Raw genomic sequence first — 22463 nt, forward strand, 5'->3', positions numbered from 1 at the left:
ATTAATCTTGTGAAATTGATATATTAATTACACCATTTATAAAGTCACTTGCAATGTCAAAATATGCATCTTTATCATCTTGATTAGTTAATAAATTATTCTCATATCTATAAGTTTTCATTTCCTCTGACTCACCTTTAAATTCAAAATAATATGTTTGTAATAAATCATTAGGATTTTCTTGCTTAATATAAACTAATTGTTGTTTTGTATTAGCAACACTACTCTCATAGTATACATAAATACCATTACTATTATCTACCGCTATTTTAAGTCGAGGATCATAATTTGCTGGAACATTGATCGATATACCATTGACTCCTGTCTCATATATAGTGATATCTTCTTTTTGTAACATTGTTTCTTTTCCATCTATCACTTTTAATTCATTTGGAACTGAATAATAGTATCCAAAATCAGGTTCAATTGGACTAATATTAAATTTATCATCTTCATTTACAATAATTTTGCTTGTATTAATATTATTCACATTCATATTAATTCCATAAAATTGATAATTAGTTTTGTTTATTTTTTCAATTACATTTTCTAATGAATCATAATCTGAAACTTGAATAGTTGTAGAGTTATATCGATTAACATCAACCTGAAATCCACATTCTTTGCTTACTTCTTGATTTAATTCATAATTCTTTAAACTTATTTTTCCATTAAGTACATTTCGAATATAACTATCATCAACACTACTCATATAATATGAATTAAATTCCTTGTTATTTAATTTATTATCAGTAGAAAAAGTAGTAACATCCAAATTATTTTCATCTATTGGTGTTATTAATGTACAAATATTTTTTAAATTCATTAACGTATCATCATTTATTAGAGTACCATTAAGTTTATACTGCACATTTGAATACACACGGTTTATATCAAGTGTTTCAAATGAAATTATACCAATCGCATAATTTCCATAATTAAAATAAGTCTGATCGGGATAACCAATGTTTAATTGTTGATTTACATCATTTGTTTTTGTTATAAATGATTTTGTGGATAGAATAGCTCCATCATCATATTTAAAATTCATTGCAAACTCTACTTTATCATAATCATTTGTTGAAATTAAATTAAAATCATCTATATAGTAGTAACCATCATCTGTTGAAGGATTCAATACTAATTCAATTTCATTAAAGAATTTATATACAGTCCTATTATCATTCTCTATTTTAGTAACGACATCATTTATTTTTAATGTATTACTACACGATACAAGGGACGTGGTAACCGCAATTAATAGAAGTGATATCACTATAATTTGTACACCTTTTGACTTTTTCTTTGTATCTGCAAGTGTTATAAATCTTTCTTTAATATTTTTCTTTTTACTACTAAAACTCGTTGTTAGTATTGATGTTTGTTTTTTAGTGTTACTTTTTATAAGTGAAAGAATTGTATTCCCATATTCTTTTCGGTAATTCAAATCCTGTCCTTTTAGTACTTCTTCATCACATGAAAATTCAATATCTTTATCTATTTCTTTTTCCATTAAATATACAAAGGGATTAAACCAGTGCAAACTTCTTGTGATTAGAATTAGTACTTTGAATAATAAATCATGACGTTTATAATGAACAAATTCATGTTCAAGTATCATCTTAATTTGCTTATCCGTTAAATTTACTTCTGTAATTATGATTTTAGGATGAATAAATCCAATCAACATCGGACTAGGTAAAAATTCATTTTGATAAACTTGAATATTAGTATTGTATTGGTACTTACCTTCTATTTCTGATAATAACATTTGAATATGATTATCACATTTAACACTTGATTTAGAAACCATTCTTGAGTAATAACTATATCTTATTATTTGATATATAAGAGTTATCAATAGAACACTTATCCAAATAACAAACATAACTTCAAATAAAGATATCGTTTTAGAATCCTCAATTACCAATTCTTTTGTTTCCAAATTCGTTTCTGTAAAATCCTGATTTAACACTCCCTCTGGATGCGAAACCATTTTTGTATCTGGAATGATAAATACCGTTCTATTTTGAGGTGTGTTTATATCTATTGCTTTAGGAAAAGAAATGTTAAATGGTAATACTAAACGAATAACTATAAAAAGCCATATGAAATAACGCATTTTAATGCCATATCGTTTATTAAATAATGACTTCAATAATAACATTAACAAAATTAATACCGTCATTGATAGTGATACTTCAAGCAACATCATTAATATTTTTTCCATATTTCCTCCTTCACCTACATTTGTCAACATCATCGTATTACCTTCACCTACATTTGTCAATATGAAATATACAAAAAACAAGAACTAATCTGTTCTTGTCTCTTCTTTATCTATAAACATTGCGGTAAAACCCACTAATAATAATATTGTACATATTATTATTGCATGTTGCCCAAGTCCTTTAATAAATATATTGCCTATAATTGCTCCTGACACAAAGAATACTATCAGTATTATAAACAGGAATCCCTTTTCTAGTTCTTGCGCATTTTTTGAATAAAAATACTCACAAAAATATGTAGTTGCGCTTCTAAGATTTCCGATACACATCGTAGTTGATGCTCCTAAACCATGAATTTTTTTAAAAGATTCTACTTGTAATCCACATCCTAATGAAATTAAACTATTAGCTAATAAATTACTTGATTGAGGAATAAATGAAACAACAAATAGTACTATTGCTTCAATTAGTATAGCTACCTGGCGCCAATGAACTTTACTACTATCTAGAAATTTTTTTCTTAAAACAAAGGCACAAGCAATTCCAATCATAAATGCAATTATTGGAACTATGTAACGTATACAATCATTCCATTCTCCTTCGAACATATGCATTCCTAACAGTAATAAGTTTCCAGTTTGAGCATTCGCAAATACTTTTCCACGGAACACATAAGAATAAGCATCCATAAAACCACCATTTATCGCTAACAGTAACCCAAGTCGTACTGAATCTGATATTTGAGTCGATTTATTCATGAAACTACCTTCTAGAATTCAGAGTATTCAGTAATAATTTTATCCATCGCAACATCGTGTGCTGAACAAATAAAGTTTTCAACTTGTTGGTTTGCAAATGCAATACCAATATGAGGTGCTGATACTTTATCTAATATTGAATCATAATATCCCTTGCCATATCCAATACGATGTTTAAGTGAATCAAATCCTACCATTGGCACGATCATAAGTTCTACTTTATTTAAATCAAATTCTTCATTTGAAATAGGCTCTAATAGTCCAAATATACCCTTTTCTAAATCATCAAATGATTTCATTTCAACAAATATTAATGATTTCTTAATTACTTTTGGAACAATTACTGTTTTTCCACTATCTATTAATTCTTGAATTAATTCTTTTGTATCTACTTCATCTTTGATACTTACATAAAGTCCAATCACTTGCTTATCTTGACAAAGTTTTTTAACTTCAGTTTTAATTAATCTACTTTTTTCTAATCTTTCTTCACTACTAATTTCACTACGTTTTTTTAATGCAATTTCTCTTAGTGTATGTTTCTCCATATGTTGTCCCTCACTTGACTATATTATAACACATACAAAAAAATAAAGGACCAATCTTAACCGATTGATCCTTCCATATCTAATTTTAATAATTGATTTAATTCAACTGCATATTCCATTGGTAATTCTCTTGTAAATGGTTCTAAGAATCCCATGATAATCATTTCTGTTGCTTGTGATTTAGTTAAACCACGAGACATTAAATAGAATAATTCTTCTTCTGATATTTTCGATACCGTTGCTTCATGTTCAATTGTACTTGTACGATTATTAGCAACATTTGTAGGGATAGTATCACTTGCAGATATCTTATCTAGAATTAATGTATCGCATTCTACTTTAGATTTCGCATATTGGGCATTCGGTCCATGAGACACTAGACCTCGATAGTTTACAGCACCACCACGTCTTGCAACTGATTTAGATACAATTGTACTTGATGTATGTGGAGCTAAATGAATCATTTTTGCACCCGCATCTTGTATTTGGTTTTCACTTGCAACAGCAATCGAAATTGTCATACCTCTTGCGTATTCACCAGCTAAAATACATGCTGGATATTTCATTGTAATTTGTGAACCAATGTTTCCATCAATCCATTCCATAGCTCCATATGCTTCAACTTTAGCACGTTTAGTTACTAAATTTAAAATATTACTTGACCAGTTTTGAACTGTTGAATAACGACATTTAGCTCCTTCATCGACAAATATTTCAACTACAGCAGCATGTAATGAATCTTTAGAATAGTTTGGCGCTGTGCATCCCTCAACATAGTGAAGATCTGCTCCCTTATCCACAATAATCATAGTTCTTTCAAATTGTCCCATTCTTTCTGAGTTAATTCTAAAATATGATTGTAGTGGCTTATCTAAGGCTACTCCTGGTGGTACATAAATAAATGATCCACCTGACCATACAGCTGAGTTTAGTGCAGCAAATTTATTATCAGCGCTTGATACAATAGTACCAAAATACTTTTTGAATAAATCAGGATATTCTCTTAATGCACTATCAGTGTCTAAGAAAATTACTCCCTTATCTTCTACTTCTTTTAACATATTGTGATAAACAACTTCAGATTCATATTGAGTTGATACACCTGATAAAAACTTTTGCTCAGCTTCAGGTATACCCAAACGATCAAAGGTGTTTTTTATAGTTTCTGGAACATCATCCCAGTTGCTTTCTTTTTCATCACTTGGGCGAATGTAATAAGTATAATCATCAAAGTCTAATTCTTTTAGACTAGGACCCCATGTAGGCATAGGCATCTTCTCAAATAAGTGGAATGCTTTTAAGCGATATTCTAACATCCATTCAGGTTCTTTTTTAATCTTAGAAATTTCTCTTATTGTATCTTCAGTTAAACCTTTTTTAGTTTTGAAGATACTTACATCTTTATCTTTAAAGCCATACTTATACTCATCCTGTGTTTTTAGTACATCATCTTGGCTCATGAATTATTCTCTCTTTCATCAATCATTTGGCGGATAGCCTTCCAACCTATGGTTGCACACTTAATACGATTAGCTTGTTTAGATACACCTTTAAGTGCAATAGCTTCTTGTATTATTTCTGGATCATATTCTTTTTCATCAATCATTGCATAATAATTATCAATAATTAAAATAGCTTCTTCAATTGTTTTACCAACCAATAATTCAGTCATCATTGATGTTGATGCAGTGGCAATAGTACAAGCTACCCCATCAAAACAAATATCTTCTATTTTATCATCAACAATTTTTGATTGAACGGTAATATCATCAATACACGAATCTGACGCCATATGCAAAGATGCATACGTGCTATCTTCTTTTAATGCATGATGCCTTGGATATTGATAGTGATCCATGATAAGTTCACGTAGAACTTGTGGATCATCAAGTAAACCTGCCATAGTTACTCCTCCTTTTAGAAAAAGATTCCCACACAGTTTTCAACTGTAATCTCTTTACATGCTTCTACAAAACGATCTACTTCATCCTTTGTATTATAGAAATACAATGAACAACGAATTGTTTCTGATGCTTCAATTAATTCAATTAATATTTTTGCGCAATGATTTCCTGATCTTACTGCCATCCCTTTAGTATTAAGGAAACTTGCAGCATCTTGTGCAAATACATTCTTAACATTAAATGTAATAATTCCGGTTGATGCATTTGGATTATAGATAATTAGATTATCTAATTCCCTAAGTTTATCAATAGCATATACACGTAATTCATGTTCATATTTATATACATTTTCCATACCTATTTTTTCTAGGTATTCAATAGCTGCACTTAATCCTAAAACGGCTTCGATTGCAGGAGTACCCGCTTCAAATTTATATGGTGCATCTTTTAGTAAGATATTGCCACATATATCAAATCGAGCATTACTTCCACCACCTAACATGAATGGATCCATTGCTTGTAGTAAATCAAAACGACCATAAAGTACACCAATACCGGTAGGTCCACACATTTTATGTCCACTAAATCCTAAGAAGTCTACTCCCCACTTTTTAACATCAGTTGGTACATGTGGTACTGATTGAGCACCATCACAAACAACTATTGCTCCATATTCATGAGCAATTTTAGTAACTTCTTCAATCGGTTGAATATATCCCAATACATTTGATACATGAGCCATAGCAACTACTTTAACTCTATCATGCATTGCTTTTTTAAAATCTTCTACACTCATTTCACCTTCACTTGAAAGTGGAATATATTCAATCTTAGCACCTGTTTCTTCACATACCTTAAACCAAGGTAAAATATTAGAAGCATGTTCAGCTTCCGTTGATAAAATAACATCGCCTTCTTTTAGGAATTTACGTCCATAACCATAAGCAACTAAGTTTAAAGACATACTTGCTCCTGAAGTAAATACTATTTCTCTAGTATCGGCATTGATAAAGCGCGCTACTGTTTCTCTTCCCTTTTCATAATCTTCTGATACTTGATATGATAAATCATAATCTCCACGATGAACATTTGATGTCTCATGGGTATAGTAATTAGTAACTGCATCTATCACGCATTGTGGTTTGAATGTAGTTGCTGCATTATCTAAATACGCAACATCATTGTTTTGAATCATTGGAAAGTCTGTTCTTACTTTATTTACATCGAACATGACTCGACCACCTTACTTTCTATTTCTTTCTTCAATTTTTCTTGCAACTCTTCATTATCAATAAATTGTGCTACTGGCATTAAATAACCAATTGTAATTAAACTTAAAACTTGTTTTTGTGTTAATCCACGTGATTGTAAATAAATCATTTGGTTTTCATCTATTTGTCCAACACTTGTCGCATGACTTGCTTGTACATCGTTTTCATCTATTAATAATTTGGGAATAATCGTTGCTTTTTGATGCTCATCAAATGTTAATGCACGAGATGTTTGATGTGATGATGAACCATAGGCACCTTTTACAATTTTGCCTGTAGCCTCCATTTTATAATGTGCACCTTCAAGTACCACACCATAGTTTTCCATATTACCAGAAGTATTAGGAGCATGTGAGGTACATGTAATATTAAATAGCTTATCATTTTTACAAAGACTAGCACTTTTAATAACTGCTGTAGCACCTGATTCTTTTAATGATACATTTGTATCTCTAGTACTGTTTGCTGCATTACATTCACCATACGCAAGATTCAAATAGGAATTCTTATTAACAATATACTTTTCATTAAATGTAATACTTGTATTTGTATTATTCCAAACAAGCATTGTACATCCAGCATTCTCAAGTACATTCATCGTAATTGAAAGAGTAGATGATTGCTTTACATTAATAAAAACACTAGAAAAGCCATCACAAGTTAAATCCAGTGTTAATGGGTCGCTTGTATCGATTATCCATTCCAAATATCCATCAGAAATGACTTCGTTAATTCTTCCACCAACATCGATTAATTTCATACTTGAGTTCCCTTTTTAGGTGCAGCACAAGTTCCTAGAGTAAATGTTTTATTTTCTTTTACTTCTAATACTGGTTGAATATTATATTCTTTATATAACCAGTCATAACCTTCAGTATCAATCTTTGTTACTAATTCTTCATTGCCTTCAGCAACTATTTTACCATCAACTAACACATGAGCATGTGTTGGTTGTAATAATTGATAGAATCTTTCATAATGTGATACCGCCAAAACACCACAACCAATTTCTTTTTGTAATGCTACAACACTACTTGCTACTATTTTAAGTGCATCTACATCTAATCCACTATCTATTTCATCTAACATTGCCATACTTGGTTTAAGCATTCTCATTTGAACAATTTCATTACGTTTCTTTTCTCCACCAGAAAAACCCTCATTTAAGAATCGGTGAGCTAAATCTGGTTTCATTTCCATATCTTTAATTGTCTTTTCCATTTCTTTTATAAATGAAAATAAAGGAATTGGTGTATCACGGCGAGCATTAATAGCTGCACGTAAAAAATCACTGTTTGTAACCCCTGGTACTTCTTGAGGATATTGCATTGCTAAAAATAAGCCTGCACGACTTCTTTCATCAACACTCATTGTTAATACATCAATACCATCCAATGTAATACTACCACTAGTTACAATATATTTAGGGTGTCCCATAATTGCAGACAAAAGTGTACTTTTCCCATTACCATTAGGTCCCATTAAAGCATGTATTTCATTTGACTTTATTGTAAGAGATACCCCTTTTAGAATCTCTTTTTCTTCAATACTTACATGTAAATCTTTTATTATTAATTCTGACATATAGTTCTAAACCTCCTCAAAGATTATAGCATATCTTCATCTTTTTGGAGGAAAATAAGCACTTTTTAGCCAAGATATGCGTATTCACATAAAATTCAGCTAAGCATCACACATTAGAAATTGCAAAAACGTTTGAAATACCCTATAATTAGTAAGCGTTTCAAAGGAGGAAAGACATGAAAGACATGTTCAAAAAATACGGAGTCGTAATTCTTATCAGTGCATTTTTTATCGGAATTATCGTTTACTTCGGTTATGATCAAACAAAAAACGTAATACAAGGTAAAAAATCAAATGGTGAAGATGTTATCTTTTCAATTAATAATGAAGATGTAACAGCAAATGAATTCTATGATTTATTATATAGTGATTTAGGAATTCAAGCAGCGTATTCACAATTCGAAAAAGCTGTAGTAAATGCTGGAGTAGAAGTAACAGATGAGATGAAAGCTGAAGCAGATGAATATTCAGCTAATATTATCGCTAACTTCCAACAACAATATGGTACAGGTTATGAAGAACAATTAGTTACTGCTTTAAAATCATTAGGTTATTCATCAGCTAGTGATTTAAATACTTATATGCTAGATGGTTTAAAGAAAAACGCTTTAATGGAAGATTATGTAAATGCCAATAAGGATGCTGTTTATACTCCTTATGCAGAAGCTAAACAACCACGTGTAGTTAGTCACATTTTAGTTTCTATGGCTGATGTAGAAAACCCTACGGATGAAGAAAAAGCTAAAATGGATTCAGTAAACGCTGCTTTAGCTGAAGGTAAAGCATTCACTGAAGTTGCTACAGAATTCTCTGATGATACAGGTTCTGCTGTAAATGGTGGTGCTTTAGGTTTCATGGATGCTGATACACAATATGTACCAGAATTCTTACAAGCTGCTTTAGCTCTTGAAGCAGGTCAAACAAGTGAATGGATTAAGTCACAATATGGTTACCATTTAATCGTATGTGATGCTACTGACTATGAAACACTTGCAACATACCCTGATTTATTTACACAATTAACAACATTTGCCCCTGAAACTCAACCTAAAGCTGTTTGGGCTAAAGCTCAAGAATTAGGCGTAGACTTTAAAGAAAACGCAGAATTAAAAGCAGCATTACTTGAATACATGGGAATTAGCGAATAGGAGGACTAATCATGAAGAAAATATTACTTAGTTTATGTGCCCTACTCCTACTTGCAGGTTGTAGCGACGCTTATGGAAAATTAACTGATGGAAACACTGAATTATTTACAATTGGTGAAACATCAATTACAAAAGATGACTTATTTCAAACAATGAAATCTCAAGCATCAGGTTACGCTGCTTTATCTGAAGCAACACGCGTAATTTTAGAAAATGAAGTACCTGTTACTGACGAACTAAAAGCAAGTGCAGATGCTAGCTTACAAACTTATAAAACAACATTTGGTGAAGGTTTCACAACAGCAATCCAAAGTTATGGTTTTAAAGATGAAGAAGACTTCTATAACAACTCATTATTAGTTAATGCTCAATTAGTAGAATTAACTAAAAAATATGTTACTGACAATTTCGATGCTTTAGTAACAAAGTATGATCCAAAAGAAGTAATCGTCTTAACATTTGCTACTGAAGAAGATGCAAAAGCAGCAAAAACTGATTTAGAAAATGGTACTGATGCATTAACAGTAGGAAGTAACTACAATTCAACATCTGCCGGTGCAGAAAGAATCGTAACTACTGAAACAGATTTAGATACTAATGTTAAATCATTTATCCAAAATGCTACTGAGCCTACTATTTCTGATGTAATTATTGGTGCTGAAGCTGAAACATTCTCAATTGTTCAAGTTACTGAAGCAGATGCTAATAACATTAAAGATGAAATAACTACAGTATTAGCAAATCTTGATACAATGGCATCAGAAAGTGATGTATATTACTTTAAGAAATACGGTTTCAAAATCTATGACAAAGATTTACACGATAACATCGAAGTAAATTATCCTGATTATTTATTTTAATCACTAAGGTGCAAGCAATTGCACCTTTTCTTTTGCCTTAACAAACCCTATAATATAAGTTATAAGGAGATAAACAAATGACAAAATCAAAAGTATATTTTACCGATTTTAAAGCAAATCTTGAAGATAGCCATTTAAAGAAACTAACGCGCTTAGTTACTAAAGCTGGAATCAATACTATCGATATGAAAGATAAGTTTGTAGCAATTAAGATTCATTTTGGAGAACCAGGCAACTTAGCATTCCTAAGACCGAATTATGCTAAAACAATTGTAGATGTAGTAAAAAATAATGAAGGTAAAGCATTTTTAACTGATTGTAATACACTTTATGTTGGTGGACGTAAAAATGCCTTAGATCATATAGACAGTGCTTATTTAAACGGATATAGCCCTTTTAGTACTGGATGTCATGTAATTATAGCGGATGGTTTAAAAGGTACTGATGAAACACTAGTACCTATTAATCAAGAATACGTACAAGACGCTAAGATTGGTCGTGCTATTATGGATAGTGATATCTTAATCTCACTCACTCATTTTAAAGGACATGAATCTACTGGATTTGGTGGTGCATTAAAGAATATTGGTATGGGATGTGGATCACGTGCTGGTAAGTTTGAAATGCATAGCAATGGCAAACCTGTAGTTGATGAATCAATATGTAAATCATGTGGAATGTGTATTAGACAATGTGCACATGATGCATTACATTTTAATGAAAACAAAAAAGCTCATATAGATGTTAATAAATGTGCTGGATGCGGTCGTTGTATTGGCACATGTGGATTTGATGCTATTTCAACACTTGAATGGGAAGCAAATGATATCTTAAATAAGAAGATTGCTGAGTATACTTTAGCGGTTGTTCAAGATAAACCTTGTTTCCATATTAGTATAGTGTGTGACGTATCACCTAACTGTGATTGTCACTCTGAGAATGATATTCCTATTATCGCTGATGTTGGAATGTTTGCATCATTTGATCCAGTTGCATTAGATCAAGCCTGTGCTGATGCTTGTTTAAAGTCACCTATCATTGATGGTAGTGTTCTATCTCATCAAGATCATCACCACCACGATCCATTTAAAGATACTCATCCTGATACAAACTGGGAAGTATGTTTGGAACATGCTGAAAAAATTGGTCTTGGATCTCGTGATTACGAATTAGAAATTGTTAAATAAGGTATATTATGTGTATATTTTGTAAAATAATAGCTGGTGAAATACCTTCAGCTAAAGTTTATGAAGATGAATATGTTTTAGCTATCTTGGATATATCACAAGTAACTTATGGACATACTTTAGTACTTCCTAAAAAACACTGTACTGATATTCTTGATGTTGATCAAGAAACAATGATGCATATTGCTTCAATACTACCTAATTTAAGTAAGAAAATTGTTTCTAATACTAAAGCACTTGGTTGTAATATTCTTAGCAATCAAGGGGAAGTAGCTGGTCAAACAGTTAATCATTTACATTTTCATATTATCCCAAGATATGGTAGTGATGATTCAATTGTAATTAACTTTAATGAATCAAAGAAACAAGACTTAGATGAAGTCCTAAAAACGATAAAAGGTTAAGCACACGCTTAACCTTTTATTTATAATCTTCCCCTGTAATACTTCTATTTGGGTTATCGATACATAATTTTCTTGCAACCTCAGGTGATATCTTCTTTTCTAGTATCTCATAGATGTCATCTAATGCATTAATACGCATTCCTATATAAGAATGAGCATCACTTGCAATTACATCACAATATCCCTCTTTAACCATGCGCCAAGCTACATCTTGGACATATGCCGCTTCTCCAAATTGAATTAAGCTTGTACGGTTAACTTGAAAAGCACACCCCATTTCACGCCATCTTTTCAATGTTGTGAAATCCTTTTGAACACTTTCATATCTTTCAGGATGTGCTACGATAACACGATATCCTGCATCGATTAGTGCTTGTAGATAATACTCTTCACTATAACTTGTCTTTCCCGCATAATGCCAAGGTAATTCCACAAGTACGCGATTTGTATGATTCAACGTAACTATTTTATGTTCAGTAATCCATGGTAGTGCTGTATCAGATACTTGAAACTCAGATCCTAAGTATATTTCAATTGGTAATTTTAATGCTTCAACTTTAGCTTTTAATACTTCAAAATTCGAATTTAAATATTCGAATGTATTTCGTTCAAATCGATGCCCTGGAATTGAGTGTGGAGTACATAAAATTGCAGTAATACCATGTTTAATTGCAACTTGAATCATGCTTAATGATTCATCAATATTATGTGCTCCATCATCCACCCCAAAAACAACATGACAATGCGTATCAATCATTTTTAGGTTTATAGAACGAACGATTTTCCATCGCGAAAATACGCTGCGTAAATTCTCCTGGTTGTACTGATTCTAAAGCTGATTCCAATGTATTTAATCTAGCATCAAGATTATCAATGAAGCTTAATACTTCTGCTTCCTGTACTAATGGTAATACAGGTGATCCATATTCTAATTGTCCATGATGAGATAAAATACAATGACGAAGTAAAATTGCTTCCTCAGATTCACCTAGTCCACATTGATCAGCAATTTGCATTAAACGGCCATGTAAAATAGAAATATGTCCTGTAAGTTTTCCTTCTAAAGTATATTCTGTTGTAATAGGTCCTGATAATTCAATCATCTTACCCAAGTCATGCGCAAGCACACCCGATACTAATAAATCTCGATTCAATTGTGGGTATAATTCACAAATAGAATTTGCTAATTTAACCATCCCAACAACATGTGTTGCTAGACCTCCTAAGAAACTATGATGATTTTTACTTGCAGCAGGATATTCATAAAATCCCTCTCCTACCATTGTAAATAATCCTTGAATAAGTGCTTTGTAATTATCATTTTTAATTGACGAAATAGTATCTTCAACTACTTCTTTCAAGTCTGCTTTAGCAACTTTTGATGCAATTACATATTCACTCAAATCAATAAGTGATTGATCAATAGGTTCAATTTTATGAATACGTAATTGTAAAGCATTATTGTATTTCAATACTTCGCATGATACTTTTTGTACTTGTCCAAGTTGAATAATTTCTTCCTGTTCAGGTTTGATGTCCCACATTTTACCATCAATTGTACCTGTTTTATCCTGTAACACAACAGAAGCATAAGGTGCTCCTTTTTGTGTGATTCCTTTAGTTAAACTTTTTACTAATAATGGTTGTTCCAAGCTATCTTTATCTTGAAAATCACTTACGTATTTATTACTCATCTTTCCACTCCATTTCATCTAAAATTACATAGATGTCTTCCATTTCAAATCCCATTGTTGCGCAATAGCGATACACTGTATTTCTTAATTTAAAACCACTGTATTTTCTTTCATATCGTTTTTTAGCTTTTGCAGCTACTTTTCTAAGATTATCAATTTCTTGTCTTTCATCTTCTGAAAAACTAATTGAAGACATAACATCACTTATAACTGATTCATTAAATCCTTGAATCATTAATTTTTCACGAAGAATTTTCTTCTTCATTTTAACTGACTTTTCTTTAATCGTTGGCTTAATCTTTTCTGCCCATTTACATGCATTGCTTAATTCTGAGTCATCATTCTCACTCATAACTTCTTCAATCATATCAACAGGAATACCTTTTTTCTTTAGTGTACGAACAATTTTATTCTCACCTGTCAATGTAAGTTTCATTGTATATACTGCATTCTTAGTATATTTTAAATCGTTAATAAATCCATGTTCTTCTAGTTTTTCAACAATCTTATTAATTACATATATCTCACATTTAGTATTTTGTGTTAGCCAATCATAAATTTCTTTTCTTGTTCGATCTTTAACTGTGATTTTGCGCATACAAGATTGATAAGCTTTAACACCCTCTTCTTCTTTTTGAAGAGATGCTATTTCTTCATGTGTTAATTTAAATCCTTTACGATATCCGCAATTAAAATAACGTTCTAATGAAACTAATATTTTAATACTTTCAGAATTAGGTGAATCTAAGTAAATTTGAATAAAATCATTTTTAGGTTTGATTTGTTCAATAACATACATGTTACTGTAGTTAGCAATTGCTGACTCATACACATGCATTATTTTACGATAGAACTCTTGTGAATCATAAGGTTTTGCTTTGGTTAAAGCGCGTACAGCCATTTGTTTCTTTGCTTCATCACTAAGATCCATATATTCTTTAATCTTCAATGCGAGCTCTTCTGGTGTTTTAAAGTAGAATCCTGTTTCTCCTTCGACAACTAATTCTTCTAACACGTCATCAGGTCTTGCAAATAATGGTAATCCACTTGCTAGAGCTTCTACATATGTCATTCCTTGTGTTTCAGTTATACTTGCTGATACAAAACAATCAGAAGCATGGTAAAAACTAGGAATATCTTTAGCTGGTTTTTTACCTGCAAATAATACTGTATCTTCCAAGCCAAGTTTTTTAGCTTGTTCTTGCAATATTTCTACATCAGGACCAGATCCTACTATTAATAATTTACATGGTAAACCCATTTTTTTAACATAAGAAAATCCATCAATTACAAAATCAATACTCTTTTCTTGTGCAATTCTTCCCACAAAAGTAACTAATACTTCGTCATCTTTAACATTAAAGTCAGATCTAATTCTTTTAGCAATATCCTTACTTGTATTTTTAGGATTAAACCGATCAAGGTCAAGTCCTGTTGGTACTACGTAAATTGACTTCGTAATACCATAACGAATTAGCATATCTTTAGTTTTTTGACTTGGAGCAATCATCTCCGTACTTGAATCACCATAAAGTCTGCTTAAACTAGCTACCGCTCTTTTAGCAATCTTATCAATCGCATCAGAGTGAATAATGTTTACATAGTGAGTGTAATCCTCATAAGTAGTGTGATATGTACTTACAAGTGGTAATCCTTGTAATTTAGCCACAATACGTGCAAAAATGCCCACACTAAACTCAGTATGTGCATGAACCAAATCTAAATTACATTCCTTTATTCGATTATATGCTGATATATGGATAGGACTTGTCAGTACATAACCATATAACTTCTTTAATTCTATCCCCGATAAACGTATTACATATGGATCTTCATCATCAACTCCACCTTCTGGTTTTGTGGTAATGACATAGACTGTGTGACCATTTTTAATTAATTGTTCACGTAAAATATGAACACTTGAAGCGACTCCATTAATTTCAGGTAAATATGTATCCGAAAATAATCCAATCCTCATTTTAAATTTCTCCTACTCTACTAAATCAGGTTTAGCTTTAGCGTAAATAAATGTTAATCCACCCAATATCATTACAAAATAGTAAGTGATAAAACGCCACAATAACATTATACTTGATGCCCCTACACTACCAAAGATGGTAGAAAACATAAGAATGAACGTAGCTTCTGTTCCACCACTTGCTCCAGGTATTGGTATAAAGCAATTAATCATAGAAACAAACGACGAAAGAGCTAATATATCTAATAAGAAATTCATATCTACAGGTATATTAAGTGCCAATGCACAGAAATATGGAATACTGTAATACACAAGTAAACGAATAAAGTTTGCAATAACAACTTGAACAATTGTTTTGCGATGTCCTTTTAACTTTTTAGTCTCGGAAGCAAAACGTTGTAATTGAATATCTAAGTTAGCTAATGATTTTTCTTTATCTTTTACTATATGTAACTTAACCCCAATTAAAATACCTTTAGTACTAATCCAAGTATATATTTTAGGAAATGTAGCTAATGCCCAAAGTCCAACAATAATAGCCCCATTAATTAAGAAACCAATAAGTACTAGTAAAAAAAACTGTGAATAGTGTTGATAGAAATAAGTAAATCTTAATAAAATTAAGATAAATACCGATGCAACCATTGTTGTTTGATAGATAATAAAATCCATCCACAATATACTTGCAGAATCACTTACACGAACTCCCTGTTTCTTAAATATATATATCTGTGCAAATTGTCCCCCTGATGCACTTGGTGTAACCCCGTGGAAGAAACTCGCAACAAATGCATTTATAACACCTTGTGAAAGTTTATATTTTGGATTACTTAATAACGTTAACTTCCTTAGAATCCAACCTATAATGACTTGATAGAAAATTGCTAATAGTGGTACAGTGATTAACCAACCTACATTAGCATTTAAAATCATTTCTAATATTTCTTTATAGTTATCTTTAAGTGTTAGCCATAATACTAACCCCGTAAATAATACAACTAATGTAATGTTAAATGCATAACTTTTAAATATCTTTTTCCATGTTTTCATGCGCTTATTATACCATTTGTATAGAGTAGAAACAATAAACGGTCGTATTGTTAAGATTTTCTTTAGAATTTAAGCATATACATTGATTATATCAATCATTTTAACCCTAAATACAACACAAAATAATAAGTATTTTTATACTTAACTTAATGAATATATCTTCAATAGATAATAAGAAAAGGTACTACAATGTAGTACCCAATGAAGTCTAAATTCTATTTATGCTTTTTTTCTTTTTACTTCATAGAAACAATATCCAACAAATGCAACTAAGATTACTACAATACCTATTGTAGGATTCTTTAATAATCCCATAGTAACCATGACATCAATACAGTCATGTCCTACTCCTGCTGCACCATATGCAGCATAATCAAATATTGTGAATAATAAAGCTGAACCAAATATTAGTAAGAATCCATAAATTAATCCTGAAATAACTGCACCTCTTCTACCACCAGCTGCATTACCAAATATACCAGCAACACCTCCAGTGAAGAATGCACCAATAATTGATACTAATGGTACAACTTTAAATAATGCACTTGATACAAACATTGCTACGATCATACCAATTACAGCAGTTATAAAACCAATCATTAAACTATTTGGAGCAAAAGCAAATAATGCTGGAACATCAAGTGCTGGAATAGCCCCTGGAACTAATTTATCAGAAATACCTTTAAATGCTGGAACTAATTCTCCAAGGAACATACGTACACCTTGTAATAACACTAGAATACCAGCTGTGAATCCCATTGCTTTTAGTAATCCATAAACGATATAGTTTGTAGTGCCGGCGTATGGTGCAACAACTTCTGGTCCTGCTAAGATAACAACTACAAGATAGAAGATACCCATAACTATTGAAACTGACATTGAAGTATCTTTAAAGAATTCTAATGATTCAGGTAACTTAATATCTTCTGCACTCTTAGTCTTATCACCAAGTAAACCACCAATATATGCTGCTGGAACAGTTCCTAGTGTTGTAAGATGAGCGATTGCAAAATTGTCATTACCAGTAAGTTTTCTAACCATTGGTTGACCTATAGCTGGGAATAGAACCATTAATACCCCTTGCAAAATGGAACCAACCACTATAGTCATTGTTTGATCATAATTAGCAACATATAAGCTACCAGCGATTGCTACTGATAATATCCACATCATATGTCCTGTTAAGAAAATATACTTAAGTGGACTAAATCTAGCAATTAAAACATTTACTAAGAATCCAATTGCCATAATTAATGCACTTGTTGATGCAATTACAGGTACTGCAGATTGCATAGCACCAACTACTGCTTCTGATGATGTAGCAAATCCTTGTAAACTAAATACTGTTGAGAATAAATCAACAAACGGTAAAATTTCTGTAACAATTAAGCCTGATCCTGCACTTAGAACTAACATTCCAATTGCAGTTTTAACAGTTCCCGAGAATACCTCCCCAACTGATTTCTTTTGAAGCATTAATCCAATTAAAGCCACAAGTGCTAATACAATAGCTGGTGTCTTTATTATATTTAATATAAAATCTAACATATTTTATCCCCTTTCTTATATTAAATTGTGTTTCTTAAAATACTCTTCTAATCTGTTCTTTGTTTCCGCGACATCAACAATATTATTGATGAAAACAACATTTTCTTGATCTGCAAAGTTTTTTCTAAAACCCTCTGTAGTTACAATCAAATCGCATTCACGCCCTTTGACAGTTCCCATGTCCCAATGTTCAATGGAACTTTTAATACCTAATTGTGACATAGCTGAATCTACAGTCATTTTCATAATTAAGCTTGATCCAACACCTAAACCACAAACAGTTATAATTTTCATATGGACCTCCTCTCTTTTATAAGCAGTCAATCATGTTGGAGTATTGATTAATATATTCAGCATTGATTGCATCACCTTTGTCCAAATTTGAACTTACATATACTGGTGGAACAGTACCTTTTTCAATACATAATTCAATAGTTCTTGCCATTATCATATCCATGATAGTCATACCTAAGATTGTTGATGTTCCTGTAAACTTAGCTTGCATTTTTTCATGTTCTAAGCAAGCATCCCCTTCAACACATTTGATATCAATTACTACATCAGCAACATCAATTAGTTTCTTTCCACTTGAATGACGACTTGTCACACCATCTGAGAATTGTCTTGAAGTTAGTGCTATTACTTTCATACCAATCTCTTTAGCAGCAAGTGCCATATCAACAACGCCACCATTTCTTCCTGATACTGAAACAATAATCATAGTGTCATCTTTATGCACATCGCATAAATTTAAATATCCATTTGAAAATCCTTCCATTCTTTCTTGCATAGTACTTAATTTAGCTTTAGGAAATAAAGCCAAATGTGGTACCAATAATGCATTTACTGGAACTAAACCCCCAGCTCGATAAAACACTTCCATTGCAAACATTTGAGAGTGTCCACAGCCAAATACATGAATTAATCTTTTAGACGCAACTGAATTAGCACAATACTCTGCAGCTTGTTCAATAGTTGCATCTTCCTCATTAACTTGCTGCTCTAGTTGGTCTTTTAGAATTTCATAAAACTCCTTATGTTTCATACTTCCATCCTCCTTAATAGTTTTGTATGATTTCTAATATTTCTTCTTTACTACCATTGTTAGTTATTAAATCAACGAACTCTTGGTTCTGTAAAAGTGAAGCTACATTTTTTAACATCTCCATGTGACTATCAGAATCAGTTGCACCAAATGCAAATGCACACTTTATTTCTTGATTATCAAAATCATCAAAATAGATTGAATCCTTAAATACAATCAACGATAAGCAAGGTTCAATAACGTTATCACCAGGAGGCCCATGAAAGAAGCAAACCTTTGGTAATAAAATCATATAAGGACCCAACTCCTCAACTACTTTGATCATTGATGGAATAAACTCAGTTTTAATTTTTCCATTTTCTAGCAAAAGCTTTCCAGCCTCACCTACTGCATCTCGCCATGTTTTACAACATACGTTTGTTAATACCAGTTCTTTTGTTAAAGTGTCTTTAATCATATATTTTCCTCTCTTTTGGGAAGGGGACAGTGGTTATGTTGTCATAACCACTTAGCCTTAAAAGAATGAGATAGTCACCTATCTCTATTCTATGATTCGAGTTTTACTGTAAATTCAAATACATCTCCTTTTGAAACAATTGTTGAATAACAAACTATTTTATCATTACTATATGATGTTCGCTTTACTAATAACCCATATTGTTTCTTTGGACAATTTAGTAATCTACATTCTACAGTATTCAATTCTGTTGCTTTAAAGGTTTCTATAGCTCGATTAATCATAATTTGATAATCTTCTTCTAAAGTTTTGTATAAACCCTTTACACTAAAATCAATGTTTAGTAGAAATTCATATTTCTCTTTTACAAAATATGTTTTTTCCAACATGATTGCTACATCTTCTGCACAACGCAATCTTTCAATAAATACTACTTGCTCTCCTTCAGTTATACCTAAGTGTGAAGCTATCTTCGCATCAGCAGAAACTATTGATCTATTAATAATCTTATTTGAAGATATTTTCCCTTGCTTATCCATTTCTTTAGAAAATGAGTATACATTTCCTAAATTTTGAATAATGCTCTTACTAAGTACAAATGTTCCCTTACCTTGAATTTTTTCTAATTTACCTTGTCTTACTAATTCATCAATTGCCATACGTACTGTAATACGTGACATTCCATGTATTTTACACAGTTCTCTTTCAGAAGGTATCATTTGCCCTTTTTTAAGTATTCCTGAATTTATTTGTTCCTCAATTAATTCAGCTAATCTACAGTATAATGGTATCTTGTTAAACGATTCATTCATGTCATAACCACCTTACACCTATAATATAACTGGTCATAACCATTAAGTCAACAACAATTTAAAATATTTTTCTAAAAAAAAGAAAAGGTACTACATAGTAGCACCCCTAAATTTCCATTTTGGTAAAATTCGTTGCAATCTTCATTCTTACTTCATCAACTGATAAGCCATGGAACACTGTCATTACAAAGTCTTTTCCCGCAGTGTATTTATACCAGGAGCCTCCATAATATACTAATTGAGCGCCACTCCAATTTCCAGTAGCAACATTACTTTGATTTACAAATATAAGCGGATCTTGAGACGCAGTTGTAAAATACGCTCTTAAATAATAGTCTTTATTAGTATCCATTCCAGCTGCATTTAATACTGCAGGATCAACCTTATCCCATGTATGCCCTCTTTCTTCAAACAACGTTCTAAGAAGTAGGTCGTTACTAAAAGATCCTCCATTACCATTTGTGACTAGGTTACCATATAAATTATTAAAACAAGTTTGACGTGCTGCGTCAGAATCCTTATCACCTTTAGGAAGTGCTGAACATCTATTAAATTCTGCATTTTGCGCTAACATTTGTTTATATAGTTCTGTTTCGTTAGGACTTACAACAGTCCCGCCACCACTTCCACCTGTACCATGGTGTTTATCACAAACAATTATATCGCTAACTACGCTATATGTACCTTCCCCTGGGCACTCACCTTTACCACCGTAAAACTTACCATTCTTATTAGTTAATACATCTTGGGCAGTTAGATTTTCATCTGACGCCTTTGCTGTTCTATAAATTCTGTTCAATGTGTTTTGATTACTGATACATACAACATCTTTGGAAGTACCAACATATCCATTAACTTGTGGCATTAAAAGTGTTCCTAATACAGATAAAATCGCAATTACAGTGATTAATTCAATCAGGGTAAATCCTCTTTTCTTTTTCATATACTAGTCTCCCTTCTAAACAAACTATTATTTTAATACACTTTCATATATCTTTTTAAGTTGTTGACCCACAGATGTTATACTTCTTTCCTCTGCTGTTTTTCTTCCCTCTACACTTGTTTTAGGTAAAGTTCCTTCAACTATGCCAACAATTTTTCTAATAAACTCTTCATTTGTTGATGCTTTATAACAATTAATTCCATCTTGTAACCACGGATCAAAAGCTCCAATATCTCTCAACAACACTTCCTGTTTAGCAGCTAATGCTTCTAAAACAACAATTCCTTCTGTTTCCTCATATGATGGAAAAAAGAAACAATTAGCATCAATATAAGCACCCTCTATAATAGGTCCTTTAACATATCCTGGAAAAATTACATTGTTTGGATAGTCATCTACAACATCTCTTACTTGTTTTGGTATCATTACTGGATTTGTATAACCAAACCAAATGAATTTGTAATCAGGTAGTTTCTTAGCAATTTCAATGAAATCCAAGATACCTTTTCTTTCAAAATATAAACCTACTGACAAGATTACCTTATCATCTTCTTTTAAACTAAAATATTTTCTAAATGCTTTTATCTTTTCTTCATTATAATCATAACGATCTAAATCTATACCATTTGATACTGCATAGATAGGAAGTGTTATACCATATCCTTCAAGTAATGATTTTGAATAAGGAGTTGGTGTAATAATTGCATCCGCAGTTGTATATAAACTAATTAGTCTTTTTTTAAATATAGGTGCAATTTGATTAGATAAAATAAAAGAATTACGGAAATCTTCTTCAGTTGAATGCGCATGATAGATTACTGCTTTTCCTTCACTTCTAGCTTTTTTAATAATTGCTTCACTATTAAAACCAACCGTGTTGATGTGTAAAATATCAAAACTATCATCCCATGGATCAGTAGTATATTCTATTCCTGCTGATGTACACGCAGCAATTTGATGTTTAAGCGCTCTGCCAATTCCTGAATTTTGTAACACTTTTTCACTTTCGAAGTATAATAAAACTTTCATTTAATCACCTAC

The 22463-nt window shown here is 31.5% G+C and carries 23 protein-coding genes; 4 read left to right on the plus strand and 19 right to left on the minus strand.

Annotated elements, in window-relative coordinates; all coding sequences use genetic code 11:
- Position 1: 1 nt before the first annotated feature.
- The 8 genes from RR430_RS01305 to sufC all read right to left on the minus strand — a co-directional run bounded on the left by RR430_RS01305 (position 2) and on the right by sufC (position 8296).
- Positions 2-2230 carry a M56 family metallopeptidase gene (locus tag RR430_RS01305; protein ID WP_332486834.1) on the minus strand — a complete coding sequence of 743 codons (2229 nt, stop codon included), beginning with the start codon at positions 2228-2230 and terminating at the stop codon, positions 2-4.
- A gap of 84 nt (positions 2231-2314) precedes the next feature.
- A complete protein-coding gene (locus RR430_RS01310; protein WP_332486832.1) occupies positions 2315-2989 on the minus strand; it encodes a YoaK family protein in 675 nt (224 codons plus the stop codon).
- An 11-nt stretch (positions 2990-3000) separates the two neighbouring features.
- Positions 3001-3537, minus strand: coding sequence for a 5-formyltetrahydrofolate cyclo-ligase (locus tag RR430_RS01315; RefSeq protein ID WP_332486831.1), 537 nt, complete (start codon positions 3535-3537; stop codon positions 3001-3003).
- 56 nt (positions 3538-3593) lie between these two features.
- Entirely contained in the window at positions 3594-4997 is a 1404-nt protein-coding gene (gene sufB / locus RR430_RS01320) for a Fe-S cluster assembly protein SufB (RefSeq protein ID WP_332486830.1), read from the minus strand.
- Positions 4994-5440, minus strand: a complete 447-nt coding sequence (sufU, locus tag RR430_RS01325; protein WP_332486829.1) for a Fe-S cluster assembly sulfur transfer protein SufU — start codon at positions 5438-5440, stop codon at positions 4994-4996. The genes sufB and sufU overlap by 4 nt, the downstream gene beginning before the upstream one ends.
- A 14-nt stretch (positions 5441-5454) precedes the next feature.
- Entirely contained in the window at positions 5455-6672 is a 1218-nt protein-coding gene (locus RR430_RS01330; RefSeq protein WP_332486828.1) for an aminotransferase class V-fold PLP-dependent enzyme, read from the minus strand.
- The gene (locus RR430_RS01335; RefSeq protein WP_332486826.1) at positions 6660-7472 is read right to left on the minus strand and encodes a SufD family Fe-S cluster assembly protein; all 813 of its coding nucleotides are present in this window, start codon (positions 7470-7472) and stop codon (positions 6660-6662) included. Before RR430_RS01335 ends, RR430_RS01330 begins: the two co-directional genes overlap by 13 nt.
- Complete coding sequence (sufC, locus tag RR430_RS01340) at positions 7469-8296, minus strand: Fe-S cluster assembly ATPase SufC (protein ID WP_332486825.1); 828 nt, start codon at positions 8294-8296, stop codon at positions 7469-7471. Before sufC ends, RR430_RS01335 begins: the two co-directional genes overlap by 4 nt.
- 176 nt (positions 8297-8472) lie before the next feature.
- On the opposite strand from sufC, the gene RR430_RS01345 reads away from it, so the two are divergent.
- The 4 genes from RR430_RS01345 to RR430_RS01360 all read left to right on the plus strand — a co-directional run bounded on the left by RR430_RS01345 (position 8473) and on the right by RR430_RS01360 (position 11895).
- On the plus strand, positions 8473-9444 hold the full coding sequence (locus tag RR430_RS01345) for a foldase protein PrsA (protein ID WP_332486823.1): 972 nt from the start codon (positions 8473-8475) through the stop codon (positions 9442-9444).
- 11 nt (positions 9445-9455) lie between these two features.
- Positions 9456-10304 carry a hypothetical protein gene (locus RR430_RS01350; protein ID WP_332486822.1) on the plus strand — a complete coding sequence of 283 codons (849 nt, stop codon included), beginning with the start codon at positions 9456-9458 and terminating at the stop codon, positions 10302-10304.
- A 77-nt stretch (positions 10305-10381) separates the two neighbouring features.
- Entirely contained in the window at positions 10382-11491 is a 1110-nt protein-coding gene (locus tag RR430_RS01355) for a DUF362 domain-containing protein (RefSeq protein WP_332486821.1), read from the plus strand.
- An 8-nt stretch (positions 11492-11499) separates the two neighbouring features.
- Entirely contained in the window at positions 11500-11895 is a 396-nt protein-coding gene (locus RR430_RS01360; protein WP_332486820.1) for an HIT family protein, read from the plus strand.
- Between the two features lie 16 nt (positions 11896-11911).
- On the opposite strand, the gene RR430_RS01365 is transcribed toward RR430_RS01360, so the two are convergent.
- The 11 genes from RR430_RS01365 to RR430_RS01415 all read right to left on the minus strand — a co-directional run bounded on the left by RR430_RS01365 (position 11912) and on the right by RR430_RS01415 (position 22451).
- Complete coding sequence (locus RR430_RS01365) at positions 11912-12652, minus strand: tyrosine-protein phosphatase (RefSeq protein ID WP_332486818.1); 741 nt, start codon at positions 12650-12652, stop codon at positions 11912-11914.
- Entirely contained in the window at positions 12645-13589 is a 945-nt protein-coding gene (locus RR430_RS01370; RefSeq protein ID WP_332486816.1) for a 3'-5' exoribonuclease YhaM family protein, read from the minus strand. The genes RR430_RS01365 and RR430_RS01370 overlap by 8 nt, the downstream gene beginning before the upstream one ends.
- Positions 13582-15567: a glycosyltransferase gene (locus RR430_RS01375; protein WP_332486814.1), complete on the minus strand. Its 1986-nt coding sequence runs from the start codon at positions 15565-15567 to the stop codon at positions 13582-13584. The genes RR430_RS01370 and RR430_RS01375 overlap by 8 nt, the downstream gene beginning before the upstream one ends.
- A 12-nt stretch (positions 15568-15579) precedes the next feature.
- Positions 15580-16617: a lysylphosphatidylglycerol synthase transmembrane domain-containing protein gene (locus tag RR430_RS01380; RefSeq protein WP_332486812.1), complete on the minus strand. Its 1038-nt coding sequence runs from the start codon at positions 16615-16617 to the stop codon at positions 15580-15582.
- A gap of 219 nt (positions 16618-16836) precedes the next feature.
- A complete protein-coding gene (locus RR430_RS01385) occupies positions 16837-18165 on the minus strand; it encodes a PTS ascorbate transporter subunit IIC (RefSeq protein ID WP_332486810.1) in 1329 nt (442 codons plus the stop codon).
- 15 nt (positions 18166-18180) lie between these two features.
- Positions 18181-18459, minus strand: a complete 279-nt coding sequence (locus tag RR430_RS01390; RefSeq protein ID WP_332486809.1) for a PTS sugar transporter subunit IIB — start codon at positions 18457-18459, stop codon at positions 18181-18183.
- A gap of 16 nt (positions 18460-18475) precedes the next feature.
- A complete protein-coding gene (locus tag RR430_RS01395) occupies positions 18476-19210 on the minus strand; it encodes an SIS domain-containing protein (protein WP_332486808.1) in 735 nt (244 codons plus the stop codon).
- 13 nt (positions 19211-19223) lie between these two features.
- A complete protein-coding gene (locus tag RR430_RS01400) occupies positions 19224-19667 on the minus strand; it encodes a PTS sugar transporter subunit IIA (protein WP_332486807.1) in 444 nt (147 codons plus the stop codon).
- An 89-nt stretch (positions 19668-19756) separates the two neighbouring features.
- On the minus strand, positions 19757-20479 hold the full coding sequence (locus RR430_RS01405) for a GntR family transcriptional regulator (protein ID WP_332486806.1): 723 nt from the start codon (positions 20477-20479) through the stop codon (positions 19757-19759).
- 106 nt (positions 20480-20585) lie between these two features.
- Positions 20586-21422, minus strand: coding sequence for a type II secretion system protein (locus tag RR430_RS01410; protein WP_332486805.1), 837 nt, complete (start codon positions 21420-21422; stop codon positions 20586-20588).
- A 27-nt stretch (positions 21423-21449) separates the two neighbouring features.
- The gene (locus RR430_RS01415) at positions 21450-22451 is read right to left on the minus strand and encodes a glycosyltransferase family 4 protein (RefSeq protein WP_332486803.1); all 1002 of its coding nucleotides are present in this window, start codon (positions 22449-22451) and stop codon (positions 21450-21452) included.
- Positions 22452-22463: the final 12 nt, after the last annotated feature.

The organism is Anaerorhabdus sp. (genome assembly GCF_036641015.1).
GTDB lineage: Bacteria > Bacillota_I > Bacilli_A > Erysipelotrichales > Erysipelotrichaceae > Anaerorhabdus.